This window comes from Aliiroseovarius sp. ABM4_368, assembly GCF_056161205.1.
This window is the reverse complement of the sequence record NZ_JBSWYR010000004.1, coordinates 15,344-37,036: the sequence shown is the minus strand read 5'-3', so window position 1 is coordinate 37,036 and position 21,693 is coordinate 15,344. Positions and strand designations below refer to the sequence as shown.

Here is a 21,693-nt window from a genome sequence, read left to right as displayed (position 1 = left end):
GTGCCTGGGAGGTGGTGTTTGATGGGTATTCAGTGGAAAACTCGGTTTTTTGCCGTTCTGGCCGTGGTGGCGGGGTCATGTATGCCGGCTTGGTCCGATACACATTCCGCAACGAATCCCTTTGGTGCGGCGCTTCTTCAAGAACATTCCGGCCTTGGCGCGATGGACGGCGAAAAGCTGTCTGCGATTGCTGCGCTGCCGAAAGCAGGAGAGGCGGTGAAATCCGCGCCCACTGGCTTCGAGCACTCGGTCGCTTGGTTGTCCGCGCAGCCCACCCCCAAACAAGATGCCGAATGGAGTTGCCTGACCGAGGCGCTGTATTTCGAAGCCCGCGGTGAAACTGTTCAAGGTCAGTTCGCGGTGGCCGAGGTGATCCTGAATCGGGTCGATCACCCACGTTTTCCGAACTCGATTTGCGGGGTGATCAATCAAGGGACCGGCAAGAAATACGCCTGCCAGTTTACCTATACCTGTGATGGCCGCGAAGAAGTGATCAACGAGCGTGCAATTCATGACCGCTTGGGTCGCATCGCACGGGCAATGATTGATGGCGCGCCGCGTGATCTGACCTTTGGGGCCACGCATTACCACACGACGGCGGTGACACCACGTTGGGCCAGCCGGTTTCAAAGAACTGCATCCATCGGCGTGCATCGCTTCTATCGGATGCCTGGATAACGGCGCCTGATCCCATCGATCCGTCGCTTTGGGCTGGCGTTTCCGGGTGGGTTCGGGGCATGGTCCTGCCAAGATAAAGGGGACATGCTATGACCGAGGCCAGCTTGGCATTTTCTGATTTGGAAGCACGCGCGCGGGCGATGGCTGCGGGTGCCCCTGCCGATCGAATTTCTGTGCGTGATCATGTGGTTGATGTCGAAATCGGAGCTTTTCAAGCCGAACGGGGAGTGACCCAGCGGCTAAGCTTTTCCGTGGTGGTCGAGGTCTCGGATCACGGAGGCGCGGACACGGATGATGTGGACGACATCTTGTCTTACGACACGATCACCGAAGCCATCATGGCCGAGCTTGAGGCCGAGCGACTGAACCTTTTGGAAACGCTGGCAGAGCGGATCGCGCAACGTCTTTTGCAGGCTCCACAGCCGCAGCGCGTCTTTGTGCGGATCGAAAAGCTGGACCGTGGCCCGGGGAAGCTGGGGGTCGAGATCGTGCGCGACCGCGCGGGTGCCGAGGCTGAAGTCTCGGCCCAAGACGCGCCTGCCCCGATTTTAACTTTCCTGTCATTGCAGGCTCAAAAAACTGACGCTCTTGGACCATTTCTTGACCAAATGAAACATGATGGCGCGCCGATCATTCTGGTGGTCGATGCGGACATTTCCGTGACGGATGGCAATTGGCCCGCCCGCAATATTGCGCTTCTTCAGGCCGATCAAGCCGCTTGGGCGCTGGCATCTGCTGACCCTCGTGTCGTGCCAGTTGGGACACGGACGGAACTGGATTGGGGGCTAAAGAACGGGCAGCAAAGTGTTTGGGCTCCGTCCAAAATGGTTTTGGATGCGGTGGATGCGCCGCCGTCAACCAATCTTGCTGATTTGACGCTTTGGTTTGCCGAGCAGATGCAGGCGTGTCAGATCCTGTGGGTGGGCTGCGAGGCGCGCGAACTGCCCGGCATCTCAACTCAATCTGTGATGTTAGAGGAGCTGCTATGACCCAGCGCATTCAACCCATCGCCCGCTCGGGCCGTCCGTATTCAGGGCAGCCGCTATGTGGCAGCGACAGCCTTTGGTTTGACCAAGCATTGCAGCGCCAGCGCGGTGGCGAGGCAATGACCGTCGGCTTCGCCGATCTGGACGCTGCCACCGCCGACCGCCTATCCGCCAAGCGACCGACCCTTTGCGGACTGACGCTGGACCAGCCGCGTTTGATGGGCATCTTGAACGTGACACCTGACAGTTTCTCGGACGGAGGAGAGCTGGATACGATCGAGGCTGCCGTGACCCGTGCACGTCAGATGGCAGGCGATACCGACATTCTGGACATCGGCGGAGAAAGCACCCGACCTGGCGCGGAAGAGGTTGATATTCAGGAAGAAATTCGCCGCACCGCCCCCGTGATTGAAGCCATCCGGGCGGCTGGCGTGACCACGCCCATTTCCATCGACACCCGCAAAGCCCGCGTTGCCGAGGCCGCGTTGGACGCGGGCGCGGACATTGTGAACGATGTGTCCGCCTTCACCTTCGATGCCGAGCTTGCTGACCTTGTCGCGGAACGCGATGTGCCCGTTTGCCTGATGCATTCGCAGGGCCAGCCCGAGGACATGCAGAATGACCCGCGCTATGATGATGTGCTGTTCGACGTGATGGATTACCTCGAGGAGCGCATTAGCTTCGCGGAAGGAAAAGGCATCAAGCGTGAGCGGATTATCACCGACCCGGGCATCGGGTTTGGTAAGACTTTGGAACACAATGTGACTTTGCTGCGCAACCTGTCGCTGCTACATGATCTGGGTCTTCCGGTTCTGCTGGGTGTGTCGCGCAAGCGTTTCATCGGCACCATCGGACAGGCCGAGGTGGCCCGGGATCGGGTCGCCGGATCCGTCGCGGTTGCGATGCATGGCATTGCGCAAGGGATGCAGATTTTGCGGGTCCATGATACATTTGAAACACGGCAGGCTTTGCGCCTTCACGCAGCCATGACCGAGAAAAAGTAAGAACAAGGCGGCAGTATGGTGGAAAAACTCTTCGGAACCGACGGGGTGCGCGGGCTGGCGAACTCTTGGCCCATGACAGCGGAAATGGCGTTGAAACTGGGGGCGGCTGCGGGCCGTCACTTCCGCCGGGATCATTCCAACGGTCACCGGGTGGTGATCGGCAAGGACACGCGCCTGTCGGGCTATATGCTGGAAAATGCGCTGACGGCGGGGCTGACTTCGACCGGTATGAACGTGTTGCTTTTGGGGCCGGTGCCGACGCCGGCGGTGGGGCGGATGACCCATTCGATGCGGGCAGATCTTGGGATCATGATCTCGGCTTCGCACAACCCGTTTCATGACAATGGCATCAAGTTTTTCGGCCCGGACGGGTTCAAGCTGTCGGATAAAGACGAGGCTGAGATCGAGCGCTTGGTGCACGAAGGCGTCGATCCGGTGCAGCCTCAGAACATTGGCCGCGCGAAGCGGATCGAGGAAGCACGCCAGCGCTATACCGAATATCTGAAGACCACCTTCCCGAAGAACAAGCGTTTGAATGGCATTAAGGTCGTGATCGACTGTGCAAACGGGGCAGCCTATCGCGCTGCACCTGATGCGCTTTGGGAACTTGGGGCGGATATCATCCCCGTGGGCGTCGCGCCCGACGGGACGAATATCAACAAGGGGTGTGGCTCGACCGACACCGCTTTGGCCGCGCGTACGGTGCTGGAAACAGGAGCTGATCTGGGCATCTGTCTGGATGGCGATGCCGACCGCATCATGATCATCGACGAGAAAGGCCAAGTGGCCGACGGCGATCAGATCATGGCCCTGTTTGCCTCGCATTGGGCGTCCGAGGATCGTCTGAAGGGCGGCAAACTGGTGGCGACAGTGATGTCGAACCTCGGCCTTGAGCGTCATATGGCTGGGCAAGGGCTTGAGCTTTTGCGCACCAAGGTCGGCGACCGCCACGTGGTCGAGGCGATGCGCCATGGCGGGTTTAATCTGGGCGGCGAGCAGTCAGGCCATATCGTGATGACCGACTATGCGACCACCGGCGATGGCCTGCTGGCCGGGCTTCAGTTCTTGGCCTGTATGGTTGAAACCGGCAAGCCTGCATCCGGGCTGTGTCAGGTCTTTGATACCGTGCCGCAGCTTTTGAAGAATGTACGTTATTCGCTTGGGCAGGCGCCGTTGGACGTGGACAGCGTCAAGGCAGTGATTGCAGACGCGGAAATTAAGCTGAACGGCAAAGGTCGCCTGTTGATCCGAAAATCGGGTACAGAACCCCTGATCCGCGTGATGGCAGAATGCGAGGATGACGCGCTGCTGTCACAGGTCGTGGATGGAATCGTGGCCGAGGTTGAAGCGGCAACCGCCTAGCGCCCTAGAAGCATTTTCCGCAGGCTGAACCATTGGCTAATGGCAAGGCCGGTCAGGATCAAGGCGAGGGCAGCGAAGAACCGTAGGGGCAGGGCTTCGGACAGGATCCATGCGCCGAAAACCATGGACCAAACGGGCACCTGATAGTTCACCAACGTCATAAAGACCGAACCCGCGCTGACGATGATCGAGACTCGCAACAATGTTGCCAGCGCCGTGGGTAAAAGCCCCAAGGCAACGATGGCAAGACCGGCGCGCGGGCCTTCCCATTCAGGCCAGCCTTCGGTTGCCAGCATGATCGGAAACAGAATGACCGAGCCAACCACAAGGGTCAGGGCCGCCAGCACGACCGGATCTATTGGTGGACAGCGGCGGGTCAGGATCGACGACACAGAGTAACAAAGTGCCGCCCCGAGACAGGCCAGTTGCGCCAAGGGCTCTGTGCCTTGCCCAAGCTGCGCCAGCCCCGGCCCGATCAAAACCAACGCGCCGCAGAAGCCAAGCGTTACCCCGATGAGTTTACGCGCGTTTAGCGGCTCGTCCGAGAAGAAGTGGGCCAGTGGCAACACCATCAACGGGATTGCGGCCATCGACAGCCCAGCAAAGGCGGACGGCACATATTGCTGGCCCCAGCTAAGCAGCATGAACGGCAGTGCGGTGGACAGAATGCCGATGATCGCGATCGACCACCACAGGGCAGAATCCCATTTCGGCATGCGGCGTCTGGTTGCCATGACAAGTCCCATCAATGCGACTGCCCCAAGCGTTGTGCGTGCCGTGGCGACTGTCACGGGGCCGTAACCTTCAAGCGCGATGGCAACGACCATGAAAGTACCACCCCAGATCAGGCCAAGGGTGATAACGCCCGCCCAGTCGCGGGATGTGGGATTGTCTGTCATTGGTAATCTCATCGAAAAGGGGCGCCCGAAATCGGACGCCCCACTTGATCTTTTGTTGCGATGAAAATCAAGCCATCGCGTGACCGCTTTGGGTCTTAGTTCTTTTCTTGGTCAACCAGCTTACCGGCCGAGATCCAAGGCATCATGTCGCGCAGTTTCTTGCCGACGACCTCGATCTGGTGCTCGTCGTTGTGACGACGGGCTGCTTTGATGGTCGGCTGACCAACAGCGTTCTCAAGCATGAAGTCACGCACGAATTTACCGGTCTGGATGTCTTCCAGCGATTCCTTCATGGCTTTCTTTGTGGCTTCATAGGGCAGGATGCGCGGGCCGGTGACGTACTGGCCGTATTCGGCAGTGTTCGAGATCGAGTAATCCATGTTCGCGATGCCGCCTTCATAGATTAGGTCAACGATCAGCTTGGTTTCGTGCAGACACTCGAAGTATGCCATTTCCGGTGCATAGCCGGCTTCAACCAGGGTCTCGAAACCGCAACGGATCAGCTCAACGATACCGCCGCACAGAACAGCTTGCTCACCGAACAGGTCGGTTTCGCATTCTTCGCGGAAGTTGGTTTCGATGATGCCCGAGCGGCCGCCACCAATGGCCGAGCAGTACGACAGGCCGATTTCCAGCGCTTTGCCGGTTGCGTCGGTGTCTACAGCGACTAGACAGGGAACGCCGCCGCCTTTGACGTATTCGCCGCGTACGGTGTGACCCGGGCCTTTCGGGGCCATCATGATCACGTCAACGCCTTCTTTCGGCTCGATCAGGCCGAAGTGAACGTTCAGGCCGTGAGCGAATGCGATGGCTGCGCCCGGCTTGATGTTGTCGTGTACGTATTTCTTATAGGTTTCAGCCTGCAGTTCGTCGGGCATGGTGAACATGATGACGTCACACCAAGCAGCTGCTTCGGCGATGCCCATGACTTCCAGACCTTCAGCCTGTGCTTTCTTGGCCGAAGCCGAGCCTTCACGCAGGGCGACAACAAGGTTCTTGGCACCCGAGTCGCGCAGGTTCAGCGCATGGGCGTGGCCTTGCGAGCCATAGCCCAGGATGGCAACTTTTTTGTCTTTGATCAGGTTAATGTCGCAATCGCGATCGTAGTAAACGCGCATATCAGGTGCTCCGTTGCATGGATTTTCATTCTGGATCGCATCATAGGCATGGATGCGCGGTGTTCGAGATGTGAAATGTATAAGATACGGCTAATGTTGGGGGTAGCTATTCGTTAGTTGATCGAATAATGAATAAATCATGCTTGATGATCTCGACAGACGCATTCTTAGACAGATGCAGGCGGACCCGACTCTCGGCGGGACGGAACTGGCAGACCGTGTGGGTCTGTCCGCAGCCCGTCTGTCGCGCCGGGTCGAACGGCTGCGCGATCAGAAGATTCTGCGTGGGCCACGTGCGGTGATCAATTGGCGCGCCTTGGGCTATGAGGTCGAGGTCAGCCTGCGCGTCACGCTCGACAAGACACAGCCGCGCGCCTTTGATGATTTCATCGATGCCGCCCGCGCCATCCGGGAAGTGATCGAAATTCAGACTTTCGTAGGTCGCGTCGATGTGCGCCTGTCCGTGATTGCCCGTGATATGCCGCATTACCAAGGTATTTACCGTGATCAGATCCTTGCGCTGCCGCATATCGCGGATATCGAGGCATTGATGCATGTTGCCCGGATCAAATCAGACGAAAGCCTGCCGCTATGATCGAGTTTGATGAAACCGACCGTGTGCTTTTGCGTCTGCTGGCCGAGGATGCCACGCAATCTGCCGGGGCCTTAGGGCGCGAAGTTGGGTTAAGCCAGCCCGCCGCGTGGCGTCGCATCAAGCGGTTGACCGATATTGGCGTGATTGCTGGACGGCGGCTTGATCTGGACCGCGAAGCACTTGGGTTCGGCGTGACCGTATTTCTGGGCGTGAAGCTGGCCACCAAGGGCCGTATCAGTCTGGACGATTTCGAACGCGCCGTGTCGGCCATCCCCGAAGTGCAGACAGTTGAGCATGTGCTGGGCATGTATGATTATCGCCTGCGTGTGGTCGCCCGCGACATTGCCGATTTCGAACGCGTGCTGCGCCGCCGGGTCATGACCATGCCGGGCGTGGGGGACGTGGAAGCCAACGTGCTTTTGTCCGAAGAACGTCGCCCAGGTCCGATTTGACCTCTTTCCACTGCGGGCAATCTGGGCCAATTTGTTCCGGCACAGCGAAGGAGACCAAATATGCCCGCACTTCTGCCCGACATTGACCCAGATGGAATGCTTGAATTTTCGGTCGTGTTTACCGACCGGTCGCTGAACCATATGTCCAAGGCCTTTCAAGGCGTGATGACCGACATCTCCGCCACGTTGAAAGAGGTCTATAATGCCGATGCTGTGGCCCTTGTTCCCGGTGGTGGCACCTATGCGATGGAGGCTGTTGCCCGCCAATTCGCGACCGGCAAGCGTGTGATGGTCATCCGTAACGGGTTCTTTTCCTTCCGCTGGAGCCAGATTTTCGAGATGGGCGCGATCCCATCCGCTGAAGCCGTGATGAAAGCCCGCCGTGTGGGCAACGCGCCGGATGCGCCCTTTGCGCCTGCTCCTATCGATGAAGTCGTCGCGAGGATCCGGGACGAAAAACCCGATGTCGTGTTCGCTCCGCATGTGGAAACCGCGTCGGGCATGATCTTGCCAGACGATTATATCTCGGCAGTGGCGGACGCTGTGCACGGTGTTGGCGGCATCTTCGTGTTGGACTGCATCGCTTCGGGCTGTGCATGGGTGGATATGAAAGCGACCGGCGTGGACGTGTTGATTTCGGCCCCGCAGAAGGGTTGGTCGGCGCAGCCATCTGCTGGGATCGTCATGATGAACGACACGGCGCGGGAGCTGGCGAAGGCTGCGACCTCGACCTCGTTCGCGGTGGATCTGGGCAAGTGGCTGTCGATCATGGAAGCGTACGAAGGCGGAGGCCATGCTTATCACGCGACCATGCCCACCGACGCGCTGCGCGCCTTCCGCGATGCGATGTTGGAAACCAAGGACTACGGGTTCGAAAAGCTGCGTGACGCACAGTGGGAGCAAGGCAATCGCGTGCGTGCTCTGTTGGCTGAGAACGGCATCAAATCCGTCGCCGCTGAAGGGTTCGAAGCGCCAGGTGTCGTCGTGTCTTATACCGTGGACCCGGACATCAAGGCAGGTAAATCATTTGCTGCTGAAGGGGTGCAAATCGCAGCCGGTGTGCCGCTGATGGTTGACGAGGGCGATGATTATTCGTCCTTCCGTCTTGGCCTCTTTGGTCTGGACAAGCTTTATAATGTCGACGCCAGCGTGGCCCGGCTTGCGGACGTGTTGAAGAAAGTTCTTTAACCTGCGCGGTGCGCGCGATGCGCGCCGCAACGTTTCTGTCGCGCCGTAGGGCTTAGGCCTTGCCGCCCGCCATCAGGATCAGCAACAGATAGATCACCGGCACAAGTGCCACAGCAACGATCCCGATCCCGGCCAGCCCCAAGGTGAAATATCCGACGCCCATTGCGGCGATGATTGCGATGATGATCAGCCACGCCATTCTTTCGTCGCGCGCTTCTGTTGCCTTTTCTTCGGCGGTTAGTTCTGGTGCCATGTCATGTCTCCTGTTCGCGTGCGGAAGACATGCAGTATCTGTTCACGGTATGATATGCGACAAACCGGTCATGTGACAGCGCGCCGCAGGTGGGTCAGTCGGGTCCAAGCCCGGCACGCATCACGCGCTTGCGCATAGGCGCTACGTCATGCACCGCTTTCAGGCCCAGAAGGCGCAGGGATTGCAGGACGCCATCGCCGGATCGCGTGACGCGGTTGAACAGGTCAATGGTGCGTGCGCGTCGGGCAATGTCGGGCATGCGGGCGGCGTCATAGGCCTTCATCATCGCGGGATCGCCAAGGGTGCTGGGGTTGGCTTCGGCCAGTTCCAGCAGCGCGATCACGTCATTTAGGGACGTGTTCAGTCCTTGGGCACCGATGGGAGGCAAGGCGTGAGCGGCTTCGGCCACAACGGCGATGCGGCCCGAGACCAGTTGATCTGCCGTTTGCGTGATGATCGGCCAAACCGAGCGGTTGCCTTCCAGATGCATCCGACCCAAAAGCCCGGTCGAGCGCTGGAACATCACGTCCTCGAAACTGGCCAGATCCATGTTCATCAACTCGACCGCGCGCGGGCCTTGGTTCATCCACACGATCGCCGACGCATGTTTGCCGTCCATGTCGGGCAGGGGGACGATGGTGAACGGCCCGCCTTCGTTGTAGATCTCGGTCGAGATATTGCCGTGTGGCAGTTCATGTGTGACCGTGAAGGCCAACGATTTCTGCCCATAGCGGGTGGTTGACACGGTGATCCCTGCGGCTTCACGGAGAGGGGAAAACTTGCCATCCGCCGCGATCCCCATGCGGGCACGCACGCGGTCACCATTTGTCAGGGTGAAGATGATCTCGCCGGTGCGCTGTACCAATGAACGAAATCCCGTGCCGTATAAAGGTGTGACCAGCGGCTGGTTCTGCAGATAGGCCCAGATCTCGCGCCGAACGACCCAGTTCATCAGGTTCCAGCCAAATGGCTCGTCGCCCATATCGTCCGAGCGGAACACACGACGGTCCCGCACTTCGGGTGGCCAACCGGTCGTGTCGATCACCGCCAGTTGATCCAGCGGTTTGGCGTGGTCCCTTAGGTGGGGCCAAAGCCCGATGCGATCAAACAGCTGGCGGGCAGGGCGCAGGAACGCGGTCGAGCGGAGGTCGGACTTTTCCTCGTCTGCTGTGGTGACGGGCACAAAAGGGTCTGCCATGACCACGCTGAAGCCAGCCGCCGCGAAAGCTGCTGCCGTGACTTGACCGGCGATCCCGCCGCCCGAGATGAAGATATCCGCACGGTGTTCAGTCATGGCATGTCCTTTTGACGACGCGTGTTGCCTTCGTTCAGGTGGCGCAGGAATTCGGTCAAATCATCGGTGTGATGATGAATGTGCTCGGCGGGATCGTGTTCAGCTTCGGGCGCGACATGCACAGTTTTCATGCCCAGTTCATGTGGCACCGCCAGATTGCGCGGGTCGTCTTCAAACATGGCGGCAATGTCGGGCTTTACACCATCGCGGGCAAAAACCGTATCAAAGGCGGCGCGATCGGGTTTGGGATGAAAATCGGCATGTTCAACGCCATAGATCGCGTCAAACAGTCCCGACAGTCCCCGTGCGGACAAAACCTGTTCGGCATAAGGGGCAGAGCCGTTGGTATACACAATCTTGCGCCCCGGCAGATTGGTTATGTGGTTGGCCAGATCGGGGTCGGGTTCCAGCGCGTCAAACGAGATATCGTGCACATCATGAAGGTAAGGGCCGGGATCGACCCCATGTTCGCGCATCAACCCGGCCAGTGTGGTGCCGTGCTCGCGCCAGTATTTCTGGCGCAGTCGATCCGCCTCGTCCCGATTCACGCCAAGTTCGTCCATGACCCAATTGGTCATGCGCACCTCGATTTGGTCAAACAGCCGAACCCGCGGGGGATACAGCGTGTTGTCCAAGTCAAAAACCCAGTGACTGACATGAGAGAACAGATCGGCGACCATGATGGGAAAATAGACTGCGGTTGGGGCGGGTTAAAGGCTTTATTCGACGAAAACAGGTTCTGCGACGACGCGACGCGTGGTTGGTGTTTGCCATGTTCAAGGCAGCGTGCTTATCTGTGCGGATTAAAGAAGGCCAAGAAGGATAGAATAGTGGCTGAGGGTAAACAGGGACAACGCGACGCGTACGAGATGATCCTCGATGCGATTGATACAGGCACGTACAAGCCCGGGGACCGGCTGGTCGAAAACGAGCTGGCCGAGCGATTTGGCGTGTCACGTACCCCGATCCGCGAGGCGCTTCAGCGGTTGGAAACACAGTCTCTTTTAACGCGCGACGGGCGCAGCCTGATCGTGGCTTCGCTGGATCACAGCCAATTGGCCGAGCTTTACGCGGTACGCGCAGAGCTTGAAGGGCTGGCGGCGTCGCTGGCCGCACAGCATGCCGCGCCAGAGGAAATCCGCGTGCTGCGGGATATGGTGGAGGAGGACCGGCGGTTGCTGGACAAACCAGCCGCCTTGTCGCGAGCCAACCGGCGCTTCCACAAACAGCTGCATCTGGCATCACACAATCGCTATTTGGTGCAGCAGTTGGATTTGGTCCACCGCTCGATGGCACTGTTGGCGACAACATCGCTGGCTGCCGAGGGGCGCAGCGAGGGTGCGATTGCCGAACATGATGCAATTGTCAGCGCCATCGAAGCACGCGACCAGGAAGCCGCACGCATCGCCCTTAGAAATCACATCTCATTGGCGTTCGAGACCCGCATCAAATTGGATTCGTCGCTGGGGGAGTGAACGCCGCTGGTGGGGTGTCCTCGGTCGTTGGTTGATCAAACTTCCCGTGCTGGGTTTTGTCCCAGTAGAACGGCTTGGTCACGATCTCGAAGAAGCCTTTCATCGCCGCAAGGGATGCCAGCGGATAGTAGAAGTGTAGTGTAGGCACCCAATAGCGAAGCCAGCGATGTTTGGGATTGCTGACCGCTTGCACGCCCACGGTGATCGTCAACAACTCGGCGGCCATGAAGACAGTCCCCAGCACGACCAGCAGATTATGCGGCGCGACCCCGCGCAAGGGGTGGGGCAGGCCCAGTGGAAAGGCCCAGAAGGTCCACAGGATGGGGGCCAGCAGGAATTGCGATAGCGCGCCCAGAAACAGGATCTGAAAGCCCGCGAATTTCCACCAGCCGAGCTCTTTGCGCAGCTGATGCGGGTTGCGCATGTGCACGCCATAGGTCATCGCGTATCCCTTGATCCAGCGCGAACGCTGCTTGATCCACGGCCAAACACGGCAATTGGCTTCCTCCTCGGTCACGGTGTCGATCAGTTCCGTCCGGTACCCGCGACGGGCCAGCCGGATGCCAAGATCTGCGTCCTCGGTCACGTTATGGGCGTCCCAGCCGCCCAGTTCTTCAAGCGCAGTGCGTCGGAAAAACAGGGTGGTGCCGCCCAATGGAATGGCAAAGCCCATCCGCTCGATCCCCGGTAGGACCAGCCCCCACCAAGTCGCGTATTCCACAGTGAAACAACGGCTGAGCCAATTGGTGCGGGCGTTATAGAAATCCAGTTTGCCTTGCAGACAGGCCACGTCCAGCCCGCGTTCCGAAAATCGGCGTACGACCTTGTGGATTTGATCGGAGTCTGGGGCGTCTTCGGCGTCATACACTCCGATGATCGAGCCCTTGCAGAAATCCAGCGCGAAGTTCATCGCGCGCGGTTTGGTCTTTACGACCCCGCGCGGCACCACGATTTGGCGCATCCAGCGCGGAAGTTCCGAGTGGGACAGAGTCTGCTGGGTTAGGGTGTCGTCTTCCTCGACCACCAGACAGATGTCCAAAAGTTCGCGCGGATAGGACAGACGTTCAAGGCGTTTGACCAAGCGGCCCGCGATCTCGCGCTCTTTATAAAGCGGGACGAGGATCGACACAGTGGGCAGTTTCAAGAACCCGTTTGATGTGCGGGCAGACACAAACGCGCCGTTGTTGTCGCGCTTCTTGCGCCAGAACTGCCACGCCGCGATGGCCTTGAGGGACGAGTTCAAGATCAGTGTCAGTACCGCCCAACTCACCAATACTGCGAAACCAGCAAAGCTTGAGATCACAAAAGTTGCGCAAAGCATCAACCCGAGGGACAGAGCGAACCTTAGCACTGCGGCTTGGCTCCAATCGCGGCAGCTGTCTTCCGCCGCTACGCGAGTTTCAGCACGTTGCGCAAGGGCGCGGTGGCGCAGAGAAACAAGGGCGGTGTGGATGTCTTCCTCGGGTGCGACGGCCAGATAGCATTTGCCCCATGATGCCGGGAAGTCCTTGGACAGGCTTTCAAACTGATCGGGGCGCGCGCAGATGACGATGGTGGCCCCGCCCGCACGTTTCCATGGTACGATGCCATTGCGAATGCAAAATTCGGCTCCGATCTGGTCGATTAGCCGCACATCAGGCCTGTGTGCGTACAGGTCGGCAATTTCGCAATTGTATTGAAGCGCCAAGGCCGCATAGAGGTCAGATTTGTTGATCCAGCCATTGGCCAAAAGGATGTCGCCAAAGCGTGCATCCTCGCGCGCCATCAAGGCCACGGCCATCGACAGGTTTTCAGGCCACAAGGCACCCATTTCCACCAGCACCTGGCCCAATGGCTTGCGGCCACAGGGCGCGGCGCTGGGCGGCGCTGGTGCGACCGGGCGGGCCGCATGTGATCCGAATGCGCGGTGTTCTTCGATCCCTGCCTGAACCGAAGCCGCATCATTCGAGCGGATGATAGGTAGATCTGGGGGTGGCATTTTATGCTCGTTGAACTGTCAGATCAGTCGAGCTTGGGTGCTGAATGGTTAATGGCGGGTTAACTAACCCGCCATCACAATCATTAAGTGCTGATTTACCACGTCTTGGAGACGTCGCCCTAGATTAGGCGCGCGCGTCCATCGCGTCCGAGAACCGCTCGAACAGGTAATAGCTGTCCATCGGACCGGGGCTGGCTTCAGGGTGGTACTGGACCGAGAAGACCGGGCGGGTTTCCATACGGATCCCGCAGTTCGACCCGTCGAATAGGGATACATGGGTCTCGACGACGCCGTCCGGCAAGCTGGCCGTGTCCACCGCAAATCCGTGGTTCATCGACGTGATCTCGACCTTGCCGGTGTCGTTGTCCTTGACCGGGTGGTTCGCGCCGTGGTGACCGTGGTTCATCTTGATCGTCCGGGCGCCAAGGGCCAAGGCCAGCATCTGGTGGCCAAGGCAGATGCCGAAGACAGGCAGATCCGTGGTGTCCAGAATGGTCTTGATCATCGGCACGGCATATTCGCCGGTGGCAGCAGGGTCGCCGGGACCGTTCGACAGGAACACGCCGTCGGGACTGTGGGCCAGAACCTCTTCCGCCGTTGCGGTGGCGGGAAGGACTGTGACGTCACAGCCAGCCGAAGCAAGGCAGCGCAGGATGTTGCGCTTGGCACCGAAGTCCAGCGCGACGACTTTGTGACGCGGGTTTTCTTGCTTGGGATAGCCGTCAGGCCACGCCCAACGCATCTCGTCCCATCTATAGCTCTGCGCGCAGGTCACTTCCTTGGCCAGATCCAGCCCTTCAAGGCCCGAGAACCCGCGCGCTTCGGCGATCAGAAGCTCGATGTCGAAGTTACCTTCAGGGTCGTGGGCAATCGCCACATGAGGTGCGCCTTGTTGGCGGATCGCGCGGGTCAGGCGGCGTGTATCCACACCTCCGATGCCGATGCGGCCGGTCTTGGCCAGCCAGTCAACAAGGCGTTGTGTAGAGCGCCAGTTCGACGGCTCGGTTGGATCCCATTTGACGACCATCCCGGCAGCAACCGGGTCGGTGGTTTCGTCATCTTCCGGGTTCACACCCACATTGCCCACATGAGGGAAGGTGAAGGTGACAACCTGACCTGCATAGGACGGATCGGTCATGATTTCCTGATACCCGGTCATAGCGGTGTTGAAGCACAGCTCGGCGGTGGTGATGCCGGTGGCTCCGAACCCGTGACCGTAGAAGATCGTGCCGTCAGCAAGGACAAGACAGGCGGTGGGTTTGGCATTTTCCTGAGAAAGGGCGGTGGCAGCGGACATTGGGCGACTCCCGATCGACAAATTGGCGCGAACCTAGTGGGGTGGCCGGGGCGGGTCAAGGCCCGCTTTGTGCTGAAAAGGCACGGCAGGGTCATTTTACTTTGTTAGAGCCTGACAGATTGGTTGAATGCTCTGCGGCTTTTGGGTAAACACCCGTCTTTGTGAATGCCACAGAATATGGATGGACCCATGGACATGCGCAGCCGGGTGAATGACGCCCTGAAAACGGCCATGAAGAACAAAGACGCCGAGCGGTTGACCACGCTGCGGCTGATCAATGCCGCGATCAAGGATCAAGACATCGCCCTGCGCGGCAAAAGCGAAGAGACGCAGGTCTCGGACGCGGATGTATTGGCCATTCTGGGCAAAATGGTCAAACAGCGCCAAGAAAGCGCACGTGCCTATGAAGAAGGTGGACGTCTGGAATTGGCCGAAAAGGAACGTGGCGAGATCTTGGTGATCGAAGATTTCCTGCCCAAACAGCTGTCCGACGACGAAGCCGACGCCGCCGTGGCTGCCGCGATCACAGAAGTGGGCGCCGAAAGCATCCGCGATATGGGCAAGGTCATGGGCGCGTTGAAAGCCAAATACACCGGCCAGATGGATTTTGGTAAGGTGGGCCCGATGGTGAAGGCCAAGCTGGGTTGAACCTACCAAATGTGAACAGATGGAATGCGAGGCCGTTGCCTCGCATTTTTTATTGGTAAGATTTCAGTTCGAGCAATCGCCGCGACAGCTCATCATGCATCTCTGGGCGTTCGTCTTCGGACAGGAAGGCACCCAGTTCAACCTCGCGGCCATTGCCTTTCAGCGTGACATAATCCGGTACGGGCCCGCCTGATTTGTGCAGCTGTATGGTGACCCAAAAGGGATTGGCTTCCCATTCCTGAAAGTCGCCGCGGGGGCCGTGGCGGGTCAGGGTTATGTGATCTTGCCAGATGCGTAGCTCTTCCAAGATTTCGCCGTCCTTATAGCTTTTCTCGATAAAGAACCACAGCGCGCCCAAGGCAGCCAGTCCAAAGGGCAGCAATCCCCACAGGGCCATGGTTCCCACCACGCCTAACAGGGGCAGTAGCATAAGCCCGAACCCCATCCCCATGATCCATACGAATCCACGCCGGGGCAGGGACCGGTATGGCCACAGGTGAAGCTCGGCTTTGGGGGCGTCTGGCCCGTCGGGTTGAACCCATTCATAGGGCATCGGGGGTCCTTGTTTCTGAACGGGTTAATTCATCGCAAAAAGCGGGCAGGCTTGGCAAGGGGCGTGGGCCTCTCTTGGATGTGATTGGCCTTTGCGCCGGGTGCGGGGCAGGGTTGGGACAATAACAGGAGTAAGTGATGCGAATGATGATCCTTGGAGCGGTCTTGATGGCGGGACCTGCATTTGCCCATGACGCCGTGATCGACGGGGCGACAGCGAAAAGCAGTGGCTCGGGCTGGAGCTTCAGCGTGACCCTAACCCATGCCGAGACCGGATGGGACGACTATGCTGATGGCTGGCGGGTCGAGACCGAGGGTGGCGAGGTGCTGGGCACCCGCGTGCTTGCGCATCCGCATGTGAATGAACAGCCCTTTACTCGTAACCTGTCGGGGGTTGTTGTACCGGACGGTGTGACGACGGTTTGGATTCGTGCCAAGACCTTGGCCGATGGCTGGGGAGAGGCACGTTTCCAACTGGATCTGCCCTGATCCTTCCCCCCGAAAAAAGAAAAAGGCCCGGAAGAACCGGGCCTTTTCTGTTTCTAACTCACCTTGCTTAGTGCGAGTGGCCTTTATCCCACTCTTCCTGCTTGGGCAGGATTTCAAAGGTGTGCTCGGGCGGCGGGGTGGGCAGTGTCCACTCCAGCGTATCCGCGTATTCGTTCCAATAGTTGTTCTCGGTCACGCGCTTGCCGCGTGTCAGCGTGTAGAACACGATGCCGATGAAGAACACGAACGAAGCGAACGAGATGAACGCGCCATACGAGCTGAGCTTGTTCCAGTAAGCAAACGCTTCCGGGTAGTCGATGTAACGACGGGGCATGCCTTGGCGGCCCAGGAAGTGCTGCGGGAAGAAGGTCAGGTTCACGCCGATGAAGAAGGTCCAGAAGTGGATCTTGCCTGCAAGCTCGGGATACTGGCGACCGGACATTTTGCCGATCCAGTAATAGATGCCTGCAAAGATACACATCACTGCACCGATCGACATAACATAGTGGAAGTGCGCAACCACATAGTAGGTGTCGTGATACAGACGGTCGACGCCAGCCTGCGACAGAACCACGCCGGTCACGCCGCCGATGGTGAACAGGAACAGGAAGCCGAAGGCAAACAGCATGGGTGTCGTGAACTCGATCGAGCCGCCCCAAAGCGTTGCGATCCACGAGAAGATCTTAACGCCCGTTGGCACCGCAATAACCATGGTTGCCAGCATGAAGTAGCTTTGCTGCTGCAGCGACATACCAACGGTGTACATGTGGTGTGCCCACACAACGAAGCCAATGGCGCCGATGGCGATGATCGCCCAAACCATCGGCAAGTAGCCGAAGATTGGTTTGCGGGCGAAGGTACCAATAACGTGGCTGATCAGGCCGAAGCCCGGCAGGATCACGATATACACCTCCGGGTGTCCGAAGAACCACAGGATGTGCTGGTACAGAACTGGGTCGCCACCGCCCGACGGGTCAAAGAATGTCCCGCCGAAGTTACGGTCGATCAGCAGCATGGTGATGGCGCCAGCCAGAACCGGCAGCGACAGAAGGATCAGCCATGCGGTCACGAAGATCGACCAAGCAAACAGAGGTACCTTGAACAGGGTCATGCCGGGGGCACGCATGTTCAGGAAGGTGGTGATGATGTTGATCGCACCCAGGATCGACGACGCACCCGAGACGTGAACGGCGAAGATCGCCAGATCCATCGAGTATCCGCCCTCGGTCGTGGACAGCGGCGGGTACAGAACCCAGCCAACGCCCGAGCCAAGCTGGTCGTTTCCGCCCGGAGCCAGCAACGAGGCAACGCCCAGTGCAACACCAGTAGCATAAAGCCAGAAGGACAGGTTGTTCATCCGCGGGAAGGCCATGTCCGGCGCACCGATGTGCAGCGGCATGAAGTAGTTGCCAAATCCGCCAAACAGAGCCGGGATGACGACGAAGAACATCATCAAGACGCCGTGGTAGGTGATCATCACGTTCCACAGGTGGCCATTGGGCGTACATTCGGCAGCAGAGTCTGCGAAGAAACGTGCGCCTTCAAGGCACATGTATTGCACGCCGGGCTCCATAAGCTCGAGGCGCATGTAAACGGTGAAGCTGACCGAAATCAGGCCGGTCAGACCCGCAAGGAACAGGTACAGAATACCGATGTCCTTGTGGTTGGTCGACATGAACCACCGGGTAAAGAAACCACGATCATCGTGGTGGTCATGGTCGTGGATGGCTGCGTCCGCCATATATCCCTCCCTTTGGGGTTAACGAGGACAGGGCAGGGAGTCACCCCGCCCGGCTTTTAACTGTGTTTAATATGCTGGATGGGTCAGGGGCAACGCTGCATTACAGCGAAATGCCAAAAAAAATGCGTCCCGCGGATATAAATTCCATGCGGGACGCACCGTTAGCGCAATAACGCGACCAGTTGGTCGGGCGAATTAGTTCGTGGTGGTCGATTCGGCTGCTGCGTCGGTCGCTTCAGCTTCGGCCTCGGTTGCTTCGCCTTCAGCAGCATCTGCCGGCATTTCAGCCGAGAAGGTGGCCAGGAAGGCGATGATGTTCTCGGGCTTGCCCCATTTGAAGGTCATTTTCGATTTGGCTTTGCTGTCGCCGGTAGCTTCCTTCAAGAAGGCTTTGGGGTCTTTGATATAGTTGGCCAGGTTGTCAGCGTCCCAGACCAGGCCAGCTGCGCCAGCGTCTACGATCGAGTTGCCGTATTTGTAACCTTCAACAGAACCAGCCTGACGGCCAATGATGCCGTACAGGTTGGGGCCGGTTTTGCCGCCTTTGAAAAGCACTTCGCCCGCGTCATCAACGATGGTGTGACAGGATTTGCACTTTTTGAAGTCTTTTTCGCCCTTAACGGCATCGCCTTCGGCAAATGCAGTGCCGGACAGAGCGATGATCATGGCTGCGGATGAGAGAATCGTTTTCATATTAGTCCTCTTGCTTGATCACACGCGCCGGATGGCGCGAATTCCGGGGGAACCTGCGTTAATTTCACCTCAAATGGAAGTGGTACCTATGTCGCAGGTGTTCATTAACGCGAGCTAGCGATGATTAGCGCCAAACACGTCATCGAATATACGACGCAGAGCCACATCCAGATCATCCATCGTGACAGGAAGTCCCAAATCCACAAGGCTGGTAACGCCGTGCTCGGAAATTCCACAAGGTACAATGCCCGAAAAATGCTCGAGATCCGGTTCTACGTTGATCGAAATCCCGTGGAAGCTGATCCATTTGCGCAGGCGCACACCGATGGCAGCGATCTTGTCTTCGGGGGGCTGTCCTAATGCGGTCAAAGGTTTGTCGTCGCGCACGACCCAGACGCCGACGCGGCCTTCGCGTCGTTCGCCTGTGACGTTAAACTCGGCCAGTGTTTTGATGACCCATTCTTCAAGCGCCGCCACAAAGGCGCGCACATCGCGTCCGCGTTTCCCAACATCAAGCATGACATAGGCAACGCGCTGGCCGGGGCCATGATAGGTATACTGCCCGCCGCGTTTGCTTTCGTAGACGGGGAAACGGTCAGGGGCGACCAGATCCCGCGGATTGGCCGAAGTGCCCGCGGTGTAAAGCGGCGGGTGTTCCAAAAGCCAAATCAGCTCGCCTGCTTCGCCGCGCGCCATGGCGTCGGCATGGGCTTCCATACGCGCCACGGCGGCTTTGTATTCCACCAGATCTGATGCGACTTCCCACGTGACGGGGGGCATATCCAAAGCGTTGTCCATGACCGTCATGTGGCACCTGACGGGCCACATGTCAAAACGCACGCGGAAATTCTTTTCACTGCGCGGTTTTGGTCTTCACAACAACCAGACCCTTCGCTATGAAGCGCGTCACCTAGCCTGACATGCGGTCGTGGCGGAATTGGTAGACGCGCAGCGTTGAGGTCGCTGTGAGGTAACACTCGTGCGGGTTCGAGTCCCGCCGACCGCACCATATCAGTTGGCCTCCCCCCCCGAATCAATTGCAGCAGGTTATTGCGCAGGGCTTTGCGCTTTGACGTCCTGCATTCGACCGCGCAGTTGCTCTTCCCATTCCTCCATCATTTCGTCGACTCGCGCCATATAGGCTTCGTTCTCGACCGCGGGGATGTTGATGTCGTAAAGCCCAGCTAGATCCAGCATGACCTCGCGATCTGCTTCATTGAAATGTTCGATCATTGCCTCGGCGTCTGCACGAGAATGCCCCAGCGCTTCGAATGCTGAACGTGTCGCGCGCAGCGAGCTGTCATAGGTCTCGCGGATGATGTCGCGGCAACCAACCGACCACAAGTCATAAACGTGATTGCGGTCATAGGCGCGGGCGATCACATGCACGTTGGGGTGATGTTCTGACATATAGCGGACCAGTTGAGTCACCGCGTGCCGGTCGTCAATGGCGATGACAAGGATTTTGGCCTCGGCGATTCCTGCTGCGTGCAGCAAATCAGGGCGGGTTGCGTCGCCGAAATGTGCGCTGATGTGGAAACGGCGCAGGATCTCAAGCTGCTCGGATGAGTAGTCCAATGTTGTTGTCTCGTGGCCCGCAGCACGAAGAGCGCGGTTCACAATGCCTCCGAAACGACCGTGACCTGCGATGATGATTGGCGCCTCCCCGTCGATCTCGTCGGCCTCCCGGTCTTCTTGGTTGCTATAGCGAGGCGCAATCACGCGGTCATAGAGTATGAACAGGGCAGGGGTCAGCAGCATCGACAAGGCGACGACCAGCAACAACATGTCCGCAATATCTTGGGGAATGACCGCGTTGGCGACGGTGAAGGACAGCAGGACAAAGCCAAATTCGCCCGCCTGTGCCAAACCAAGGGCGAACAGCCACTTGTCCCCGCCTTGCAGCTTGAAGGCGCGGCCCAGCACCATCAGGACGGTGGCTTTCAGCGCAATCAGGCCCAAGGTCAGCCCAACGATCATTGCGAAATTGTTGCCAAGCAGGTCGAAATTTATGCCTGCGCCCACGGTGATGAAGAAGACACCCAAGAAGATGCCCTTGAACGGGTCGATATCGCTTTCCAGCTCGTGCCGGTATTCGCTGCCCGCCATAACGACGCCAGCAAGGAACGTGCCAAGCGCTGGGGACAGCCCCACCATCGTCATTAGAAGAGCAATGCCCAATACCATCATCAGCGCCGTGGTAACAAAAAGCTCGCGCAGCTGCGCCCGCGCCACAAAGCGGAAGATAGGCGTGGTCAGATAGGTGCCGATAAAGATGACACCCGCAATTGCGGCCAAGGTGACCAGGGCTGTCTGCCAGCCGCTCAGCCCCTCGACAAGGCTCAGGTTCAAGCTGCCGCCATGTCCGTCATCATGCCCGTCGCCATGTCCGCTTCCATGAAGCAATGCTTCGGACAGTTCGGGCATGGCCAGCAAAGGGATCAGTGCCAGCATCGGGATCACCGCGATGTCTTGCATCAACAGGACCGAGAAGCTGGCCTGCCCGCCATCTGACCGTAAAAGCCCCTTTTCGCGCAGCGTCTGATTCACAATCGCGGTCGAAGACAGCGCCAGCACCAACCCGATCGCAAGCCCAACCGTCATTGGCAGTCCAAAGGCCAAGCACACCACCAGCACCGCGCCGGTTGTGATACCAATCTGAAGGCCGCCCAGTACAAAGATCCGGCTGCGCATCTCCCACAGGGATTTTGGGTTCATCTCAAGTCCGACAATGAACAGCATCATTACGACACCGAACTCGGCAAAATGCTGAAGCGCGATTACGTCCGCCCCGGCCCAGTGCAGGATCGGGCTGATCAGAATGCCAGCCACCAGGTACCCCAGCACCGACCCAAGCCCAAAGCGCGATGCAATGGGAACGGCAACCACCCCTGCCAGAAACAGAGTAAATGTAATCAGCATGAATTCAGCCGTCATGATGCCCTCGCAATCAACTTTTAGGAATGAAACGGTGCCCTGTTCGCGCTGGGC

General features: G+C 58.6%; 22 protein-coding genes and 1 tRNA gene. 11 read left to right on the top strand and 12 right to left on the bottom strand.

The features are described 5' to 3' along the window. Positions 1-21: 21 nt before the first annotated feature. The 4 genes from ACXAH3_RS12205 to glmM all read left to right on the top strand — a co-directional run bounded on the left by ACXAH3_RS12205 (position 22) and on the right by glmM (position 4,030). On the top strand, positions 22-678 hold the full coding sequence (locus ACXAH3_RS12205) for a cell wall hydrolase (protein ID WP_474862366.1): 657 nt from the start codon (positions 22-24) through the stop codon (positions 676-678). A gap of 89 nt (positions 679-767) precedes the next feature. Beyond that, a complete protein-coding gene (locus ACXAH3_RS12200) occupies positions 768-1,667 on the top strand; it encodes a dihydroneopterin aldolase (protein WP_474862365.1) in 900 nt (299 codons plus the stop codon). Beyond that, the gene (folP, locus tag ACXAH3_RS12195; RefSeq protein WP_474862364.1) at positions 1,664-2,668 is read left to right on the top strand and encodes a dihydropteroate synthase; all 1,005 of its coding nucleotides are present in this window, start codon (positions 1,664-1,666) and stop codon (positions 2,666-2,668) included. Before ACXAH3_RS12200 ends, folP begins: the two co-directional genes overlap by 4 nt. A gap of 15 nt (positions 2,669-2,683) precedes the next feature. Continuing rightward, complete coding sequence (gene glmM, locus ACXAH3_RS12190; RefSeq protein ID WP_474862362.1) at positions 2,684-4,030, top strand: phosphoglucosamine mutase; 1,347 nt, start codon at positions 2,684-2,686, stop codon at positions 4,028-4,030. On the opposite strand, the gene ACXAH3_RS12185 is transcribed toward glmM, so the two are convergent. Both ACXAH3_RS12185 and ilvC read right to left on the bottom strand, forming a co-directional pair. Beyond that, on the bottom strand, positions 4,027-4,929 hold the full coding sequence (locus ACXAH3_RS12185; protein ID WP_474862361.1) for a DMT family transporter: 903 nt from the start codon (positions 4,927-4,929) through the stop codon (positions 4,027-4,029). The genes glmM and ACXAH3_RS12185 overlap by 4 nt on opposite strands. A 95-nt stretch (positions 4,930-5,024) precedes the next feature. Next, complete coding sequence (gene ilvC, locus ACXAH3_RS12180; RefSeq protein WP_259774025.1) at positions 5,025-6,047, bottom strand: ketol-acid reductoisomerase; 1,023 nt, start codon at positions 6,045-6,047, stop codon at positions 5,025-5,027. Between the two features lie 139 nt (positions 6,048-6,186). Here ilvC and ACXAH3_RS12175 point away from each other — a divergent pair, with 139 nt between their 5' ends. The 3 genes from ACXAH3_RS12175 to ACXAH3_RS12165 are packed head-to-tail and all read left to right on the top strand — an operon-like array spanning position 6,187 to position 8,282. Continuing rightward, positions 6,187-6,642 carry an Lrp/AsnC family transcriptional regulator gene (locus tag ACXAH3_RS12175; protein ID WP_474862360.1) on the top strand — a complete coding sequence of 152 codons (456 nt, stop codon included), beginning with the start codon at positions 6,187-6,189 and terminating at the stop codon, positions 6,640-6,642. Beyond that, on the top strand, positions 6,639-7,094 hold the full coding sequence (locus ACXAH3_RS12170; RefSeq protein WP_474862359.1) for an Lrp/AsnC family transcriptional regulator: 456 nt from the start codon (positions 6,639-6,641) through the stop codon (positions 7,092-7,094). The genes ACXAH3_RS12175 and ACXAH3_RS12170 overlap by 4 nt, the downstream gene beginning before the upstream one ends. A 60-nt stretch (positions 7,095-7,154) precedes the next feature. Then, entirely contained in the window at positions 7,155-8,282 is a 1,128-nt protein-coding gene (locus tag ACXAH3_RS12165; RefSeq protein ID WP_474862358.1) for an aminotransferase class V-fold PLP-dependent enzyme, read from the top strand. 52 nt (positions 8,283-8,334) lie between these two features. On the opposite strand, the gene ACXAH3_RS12160 is transcribed toward ACXAH3_RS12165, so the two are convergent. The 3 genes from ACXAH3_RS12160 to ACXAH3_RS12150 form a co-directional block, all read right to left on the bottom strand. Further along, complete coding sequence (locus tag ACXAH3_RS12160; RefSeq protein ID WP_474862357.1) at positions 8,335-8,535, bottom strand: hypothetical protein; 201 nt, start codon at positions 8,533-8,535, stop codon at positions 8,335-8,337. A gap of 94 nt (positions 8,536-8,629) precedes the next feature. Next, complete coding sequence (locus ACXAH3_RS12155; RefSeq protein WP_474862356.1) at positions 8,630-9,829, bottom strand: FAD-dependent monooxygenase; 1,200 nt, start codon at positions 9,827-9,829, stop codon at positions 8,630-8,632. After that, on the bottom strand, positions 9,826-10,509 hold the full coding sequence (locus tag ACXAH3_RS12150; protein WP_474862355.1) for a pyrimidine 5'-nucleotidase: 684 nt from the start codon (positions 10,507-10,509) through the stop codon (positions 9,826-9,828). The genes ACXAH3_RS12155 and ACXAH3_RS12150 overlap by 4 nt, the downstream gene beginning before the upstream one ends. Before the next feature lie 150 nt (positions 10,510-10,659). Here ACXAH3_RS12150 and ACXAH3_RS12145 point away from each other — a divergent pair, with 150 nt between their 5' ends. After that, positions 10,660-11,304: a GntR family transcriptional regulator gene (locus ACXAH3_RS12145; RefSeq protein ID WP_474862354.1), complete on the top strand. Its 645-nt coding sequence runs from the start codon at positions 10,660-10,662 to the stop codon at positions 11,302-11,304. On the opposite strand, the gene ACXAH3_RS12140 is transcribed toward ACXAH3_RS12145, so the two are convergent. Next, positions 11,276-13,282 carry a glycosyltransferase family 2 protein gene (locus tag ACXAH3_RS12140; RefSeq protein ID WP_474862353.1) on the bottom strand — a complete coding sequence of 669 codons (2,007 nt, stop codon included), beginning with the start codon at positions 13,280-13,282 and terminating at the stop codon, positions 11,276-11,278. The genes ACXAH3_RS12145 and ACXAH3_RS12140 overlap by 29 nt on opposite strands. A 124-nt stretch (positions 13,283-13,406) precedes the next feature. Next, on the bottom strand, positions 13,407-14,579 hold the full coding sequence (gene carA / locus ACXAH3_RS12135) for a glutamine-hydrolyzing carbamoyl-phosphate synthase small subunit (RefSeq protein WP_474862352.1): 1,173 nt from the start codon (positions 14,577-14,579) through the stop codon (positions 13,407-13,409). A gap of 189 nt (positions 14,580-14,768) precedes the next feature. Here carA and ACXAH3_RS12130 point away from each other — a divergent pair, with 189 nt between their 5' ends. Further along, entirely contained in the window at positions 14,769-15,227 is a 459-nt protein-coding gene (locus ACXAH3_RS12130; RefSeq protein ID WP_474862351.1) for a GatB/YqeY domain-containing protein, read from the top strand. A 49-nt stretch (positions 15,228-15,276) separates the two neighbouring features. Here ACXAH3_RS12130 and ACXAH3_RS12125 read toward each other — a convergent pair whose 3' ends face one another. Beyond that, a complete protein-coding gene (locus ACXAH3_RS12125; RefSeq protein WP_474862350.1) occupies positions 15,277-15,780 on the bottom strand; it encodes a DUF2244 domain-containing protein in 504 nt (167 codons plus the stop codon). A gap of 137 nt (positions 15,781-15,917) precedes the next feature. Between ACXAH3_RS12125 and ACXAH3_RS12120 the strand changes: the two genes are divergently transcribed. Next, on the top strand, positions 15,918-16,268 hold the full coding sequence (locus tag ACXAH3_RS12120) for a hypothetical protein (RefSeq protein ID WP_474862349.1): 351 nt from the start codon (positions 15,918-15,920) through the stop codon (positions 16,266-16,268). A gap of 67 nt (positions 16,269-16,335) precedes the next feature. Here ACXAH3_RS12120 and ACXAH3_RS12115 read toward each other — a convergent pair whose 3' ends face one another. The 3 genes from ACXAH3_RS12115 to lipB all read right to left on the bottom strand — a co-directional run bounded on the left by ACXAH3_RS12115 (position 16,336) and on the right by lipB (position 19,500). Then, positions 16,336-18,009: a cytochrome c oxidase subunit I gene (locus ACXAH3_RS12115; RefSeq protein ID WP_474862348.1), complete on the bottom strand. Its 1,674-nt coding sequence runs from the start codon at positions 18,007-18,009 to the stop codon at positions 16,336-16,338. Between the two features lie 195 nt (positions 18,010-18,204). After that, the gene (locus ACXAH3_RS12110; RefSeq protein ID WP_474862347.1) at positions 18,205-18,702 is read right to left on the bottom strand and encodes a c-type cytochrome; all 498 of its coding nucleotides are present in this window, start codon (positions 18,700-18,702) and stop codon (positions 18,205-18,207) included. Positions 18,703-18,816: 114 nt separating this feature from the next. Continuing rightward, positions 18,817-19,500: a lipoyl(octanoyl) transferase LipB gene (gene lipB / locus ACXAH3_RS12105; RefSeq protein WP_474862772.1), complete on the bottom strand. Its 684-nt coding sequence runs from the start codon at positions 19,498-19,500 to the stop codon at positions 18,817-18,819. Positions 19,501-19,624: 124 nt separating this feature from the next. On the opposite strand from lipB, the gene ACXAH3_RS12100 reads away from it, so the two are divergent. Then, positions 19,625-19,711: transfer RNA gene (locus ACXAH3_RS12100), tRNA-Leu, on the top strand. Positions 19,712-19,749: 38 nt separating this feature from the next. On the opposite strand, the gene ACXAH3_RS12095 is transcribed toward ACXAH3_RS12100, so the two are convergent. Next, the gene (locus ACXAH3_RS12095) at positions 19,750-21,639 is read right to left on the bottom strand and encodes a cation:proton antiporter domain-containing protein (protein WP_474862771.1); all 1,890 of its coding nucleotides are present in this window, start codon (positions 21,637-21,639) and stop codon (positions 19,750-19,752) included. Positions 21,640-21,693 lie beyond the last annotated feature (54 nt).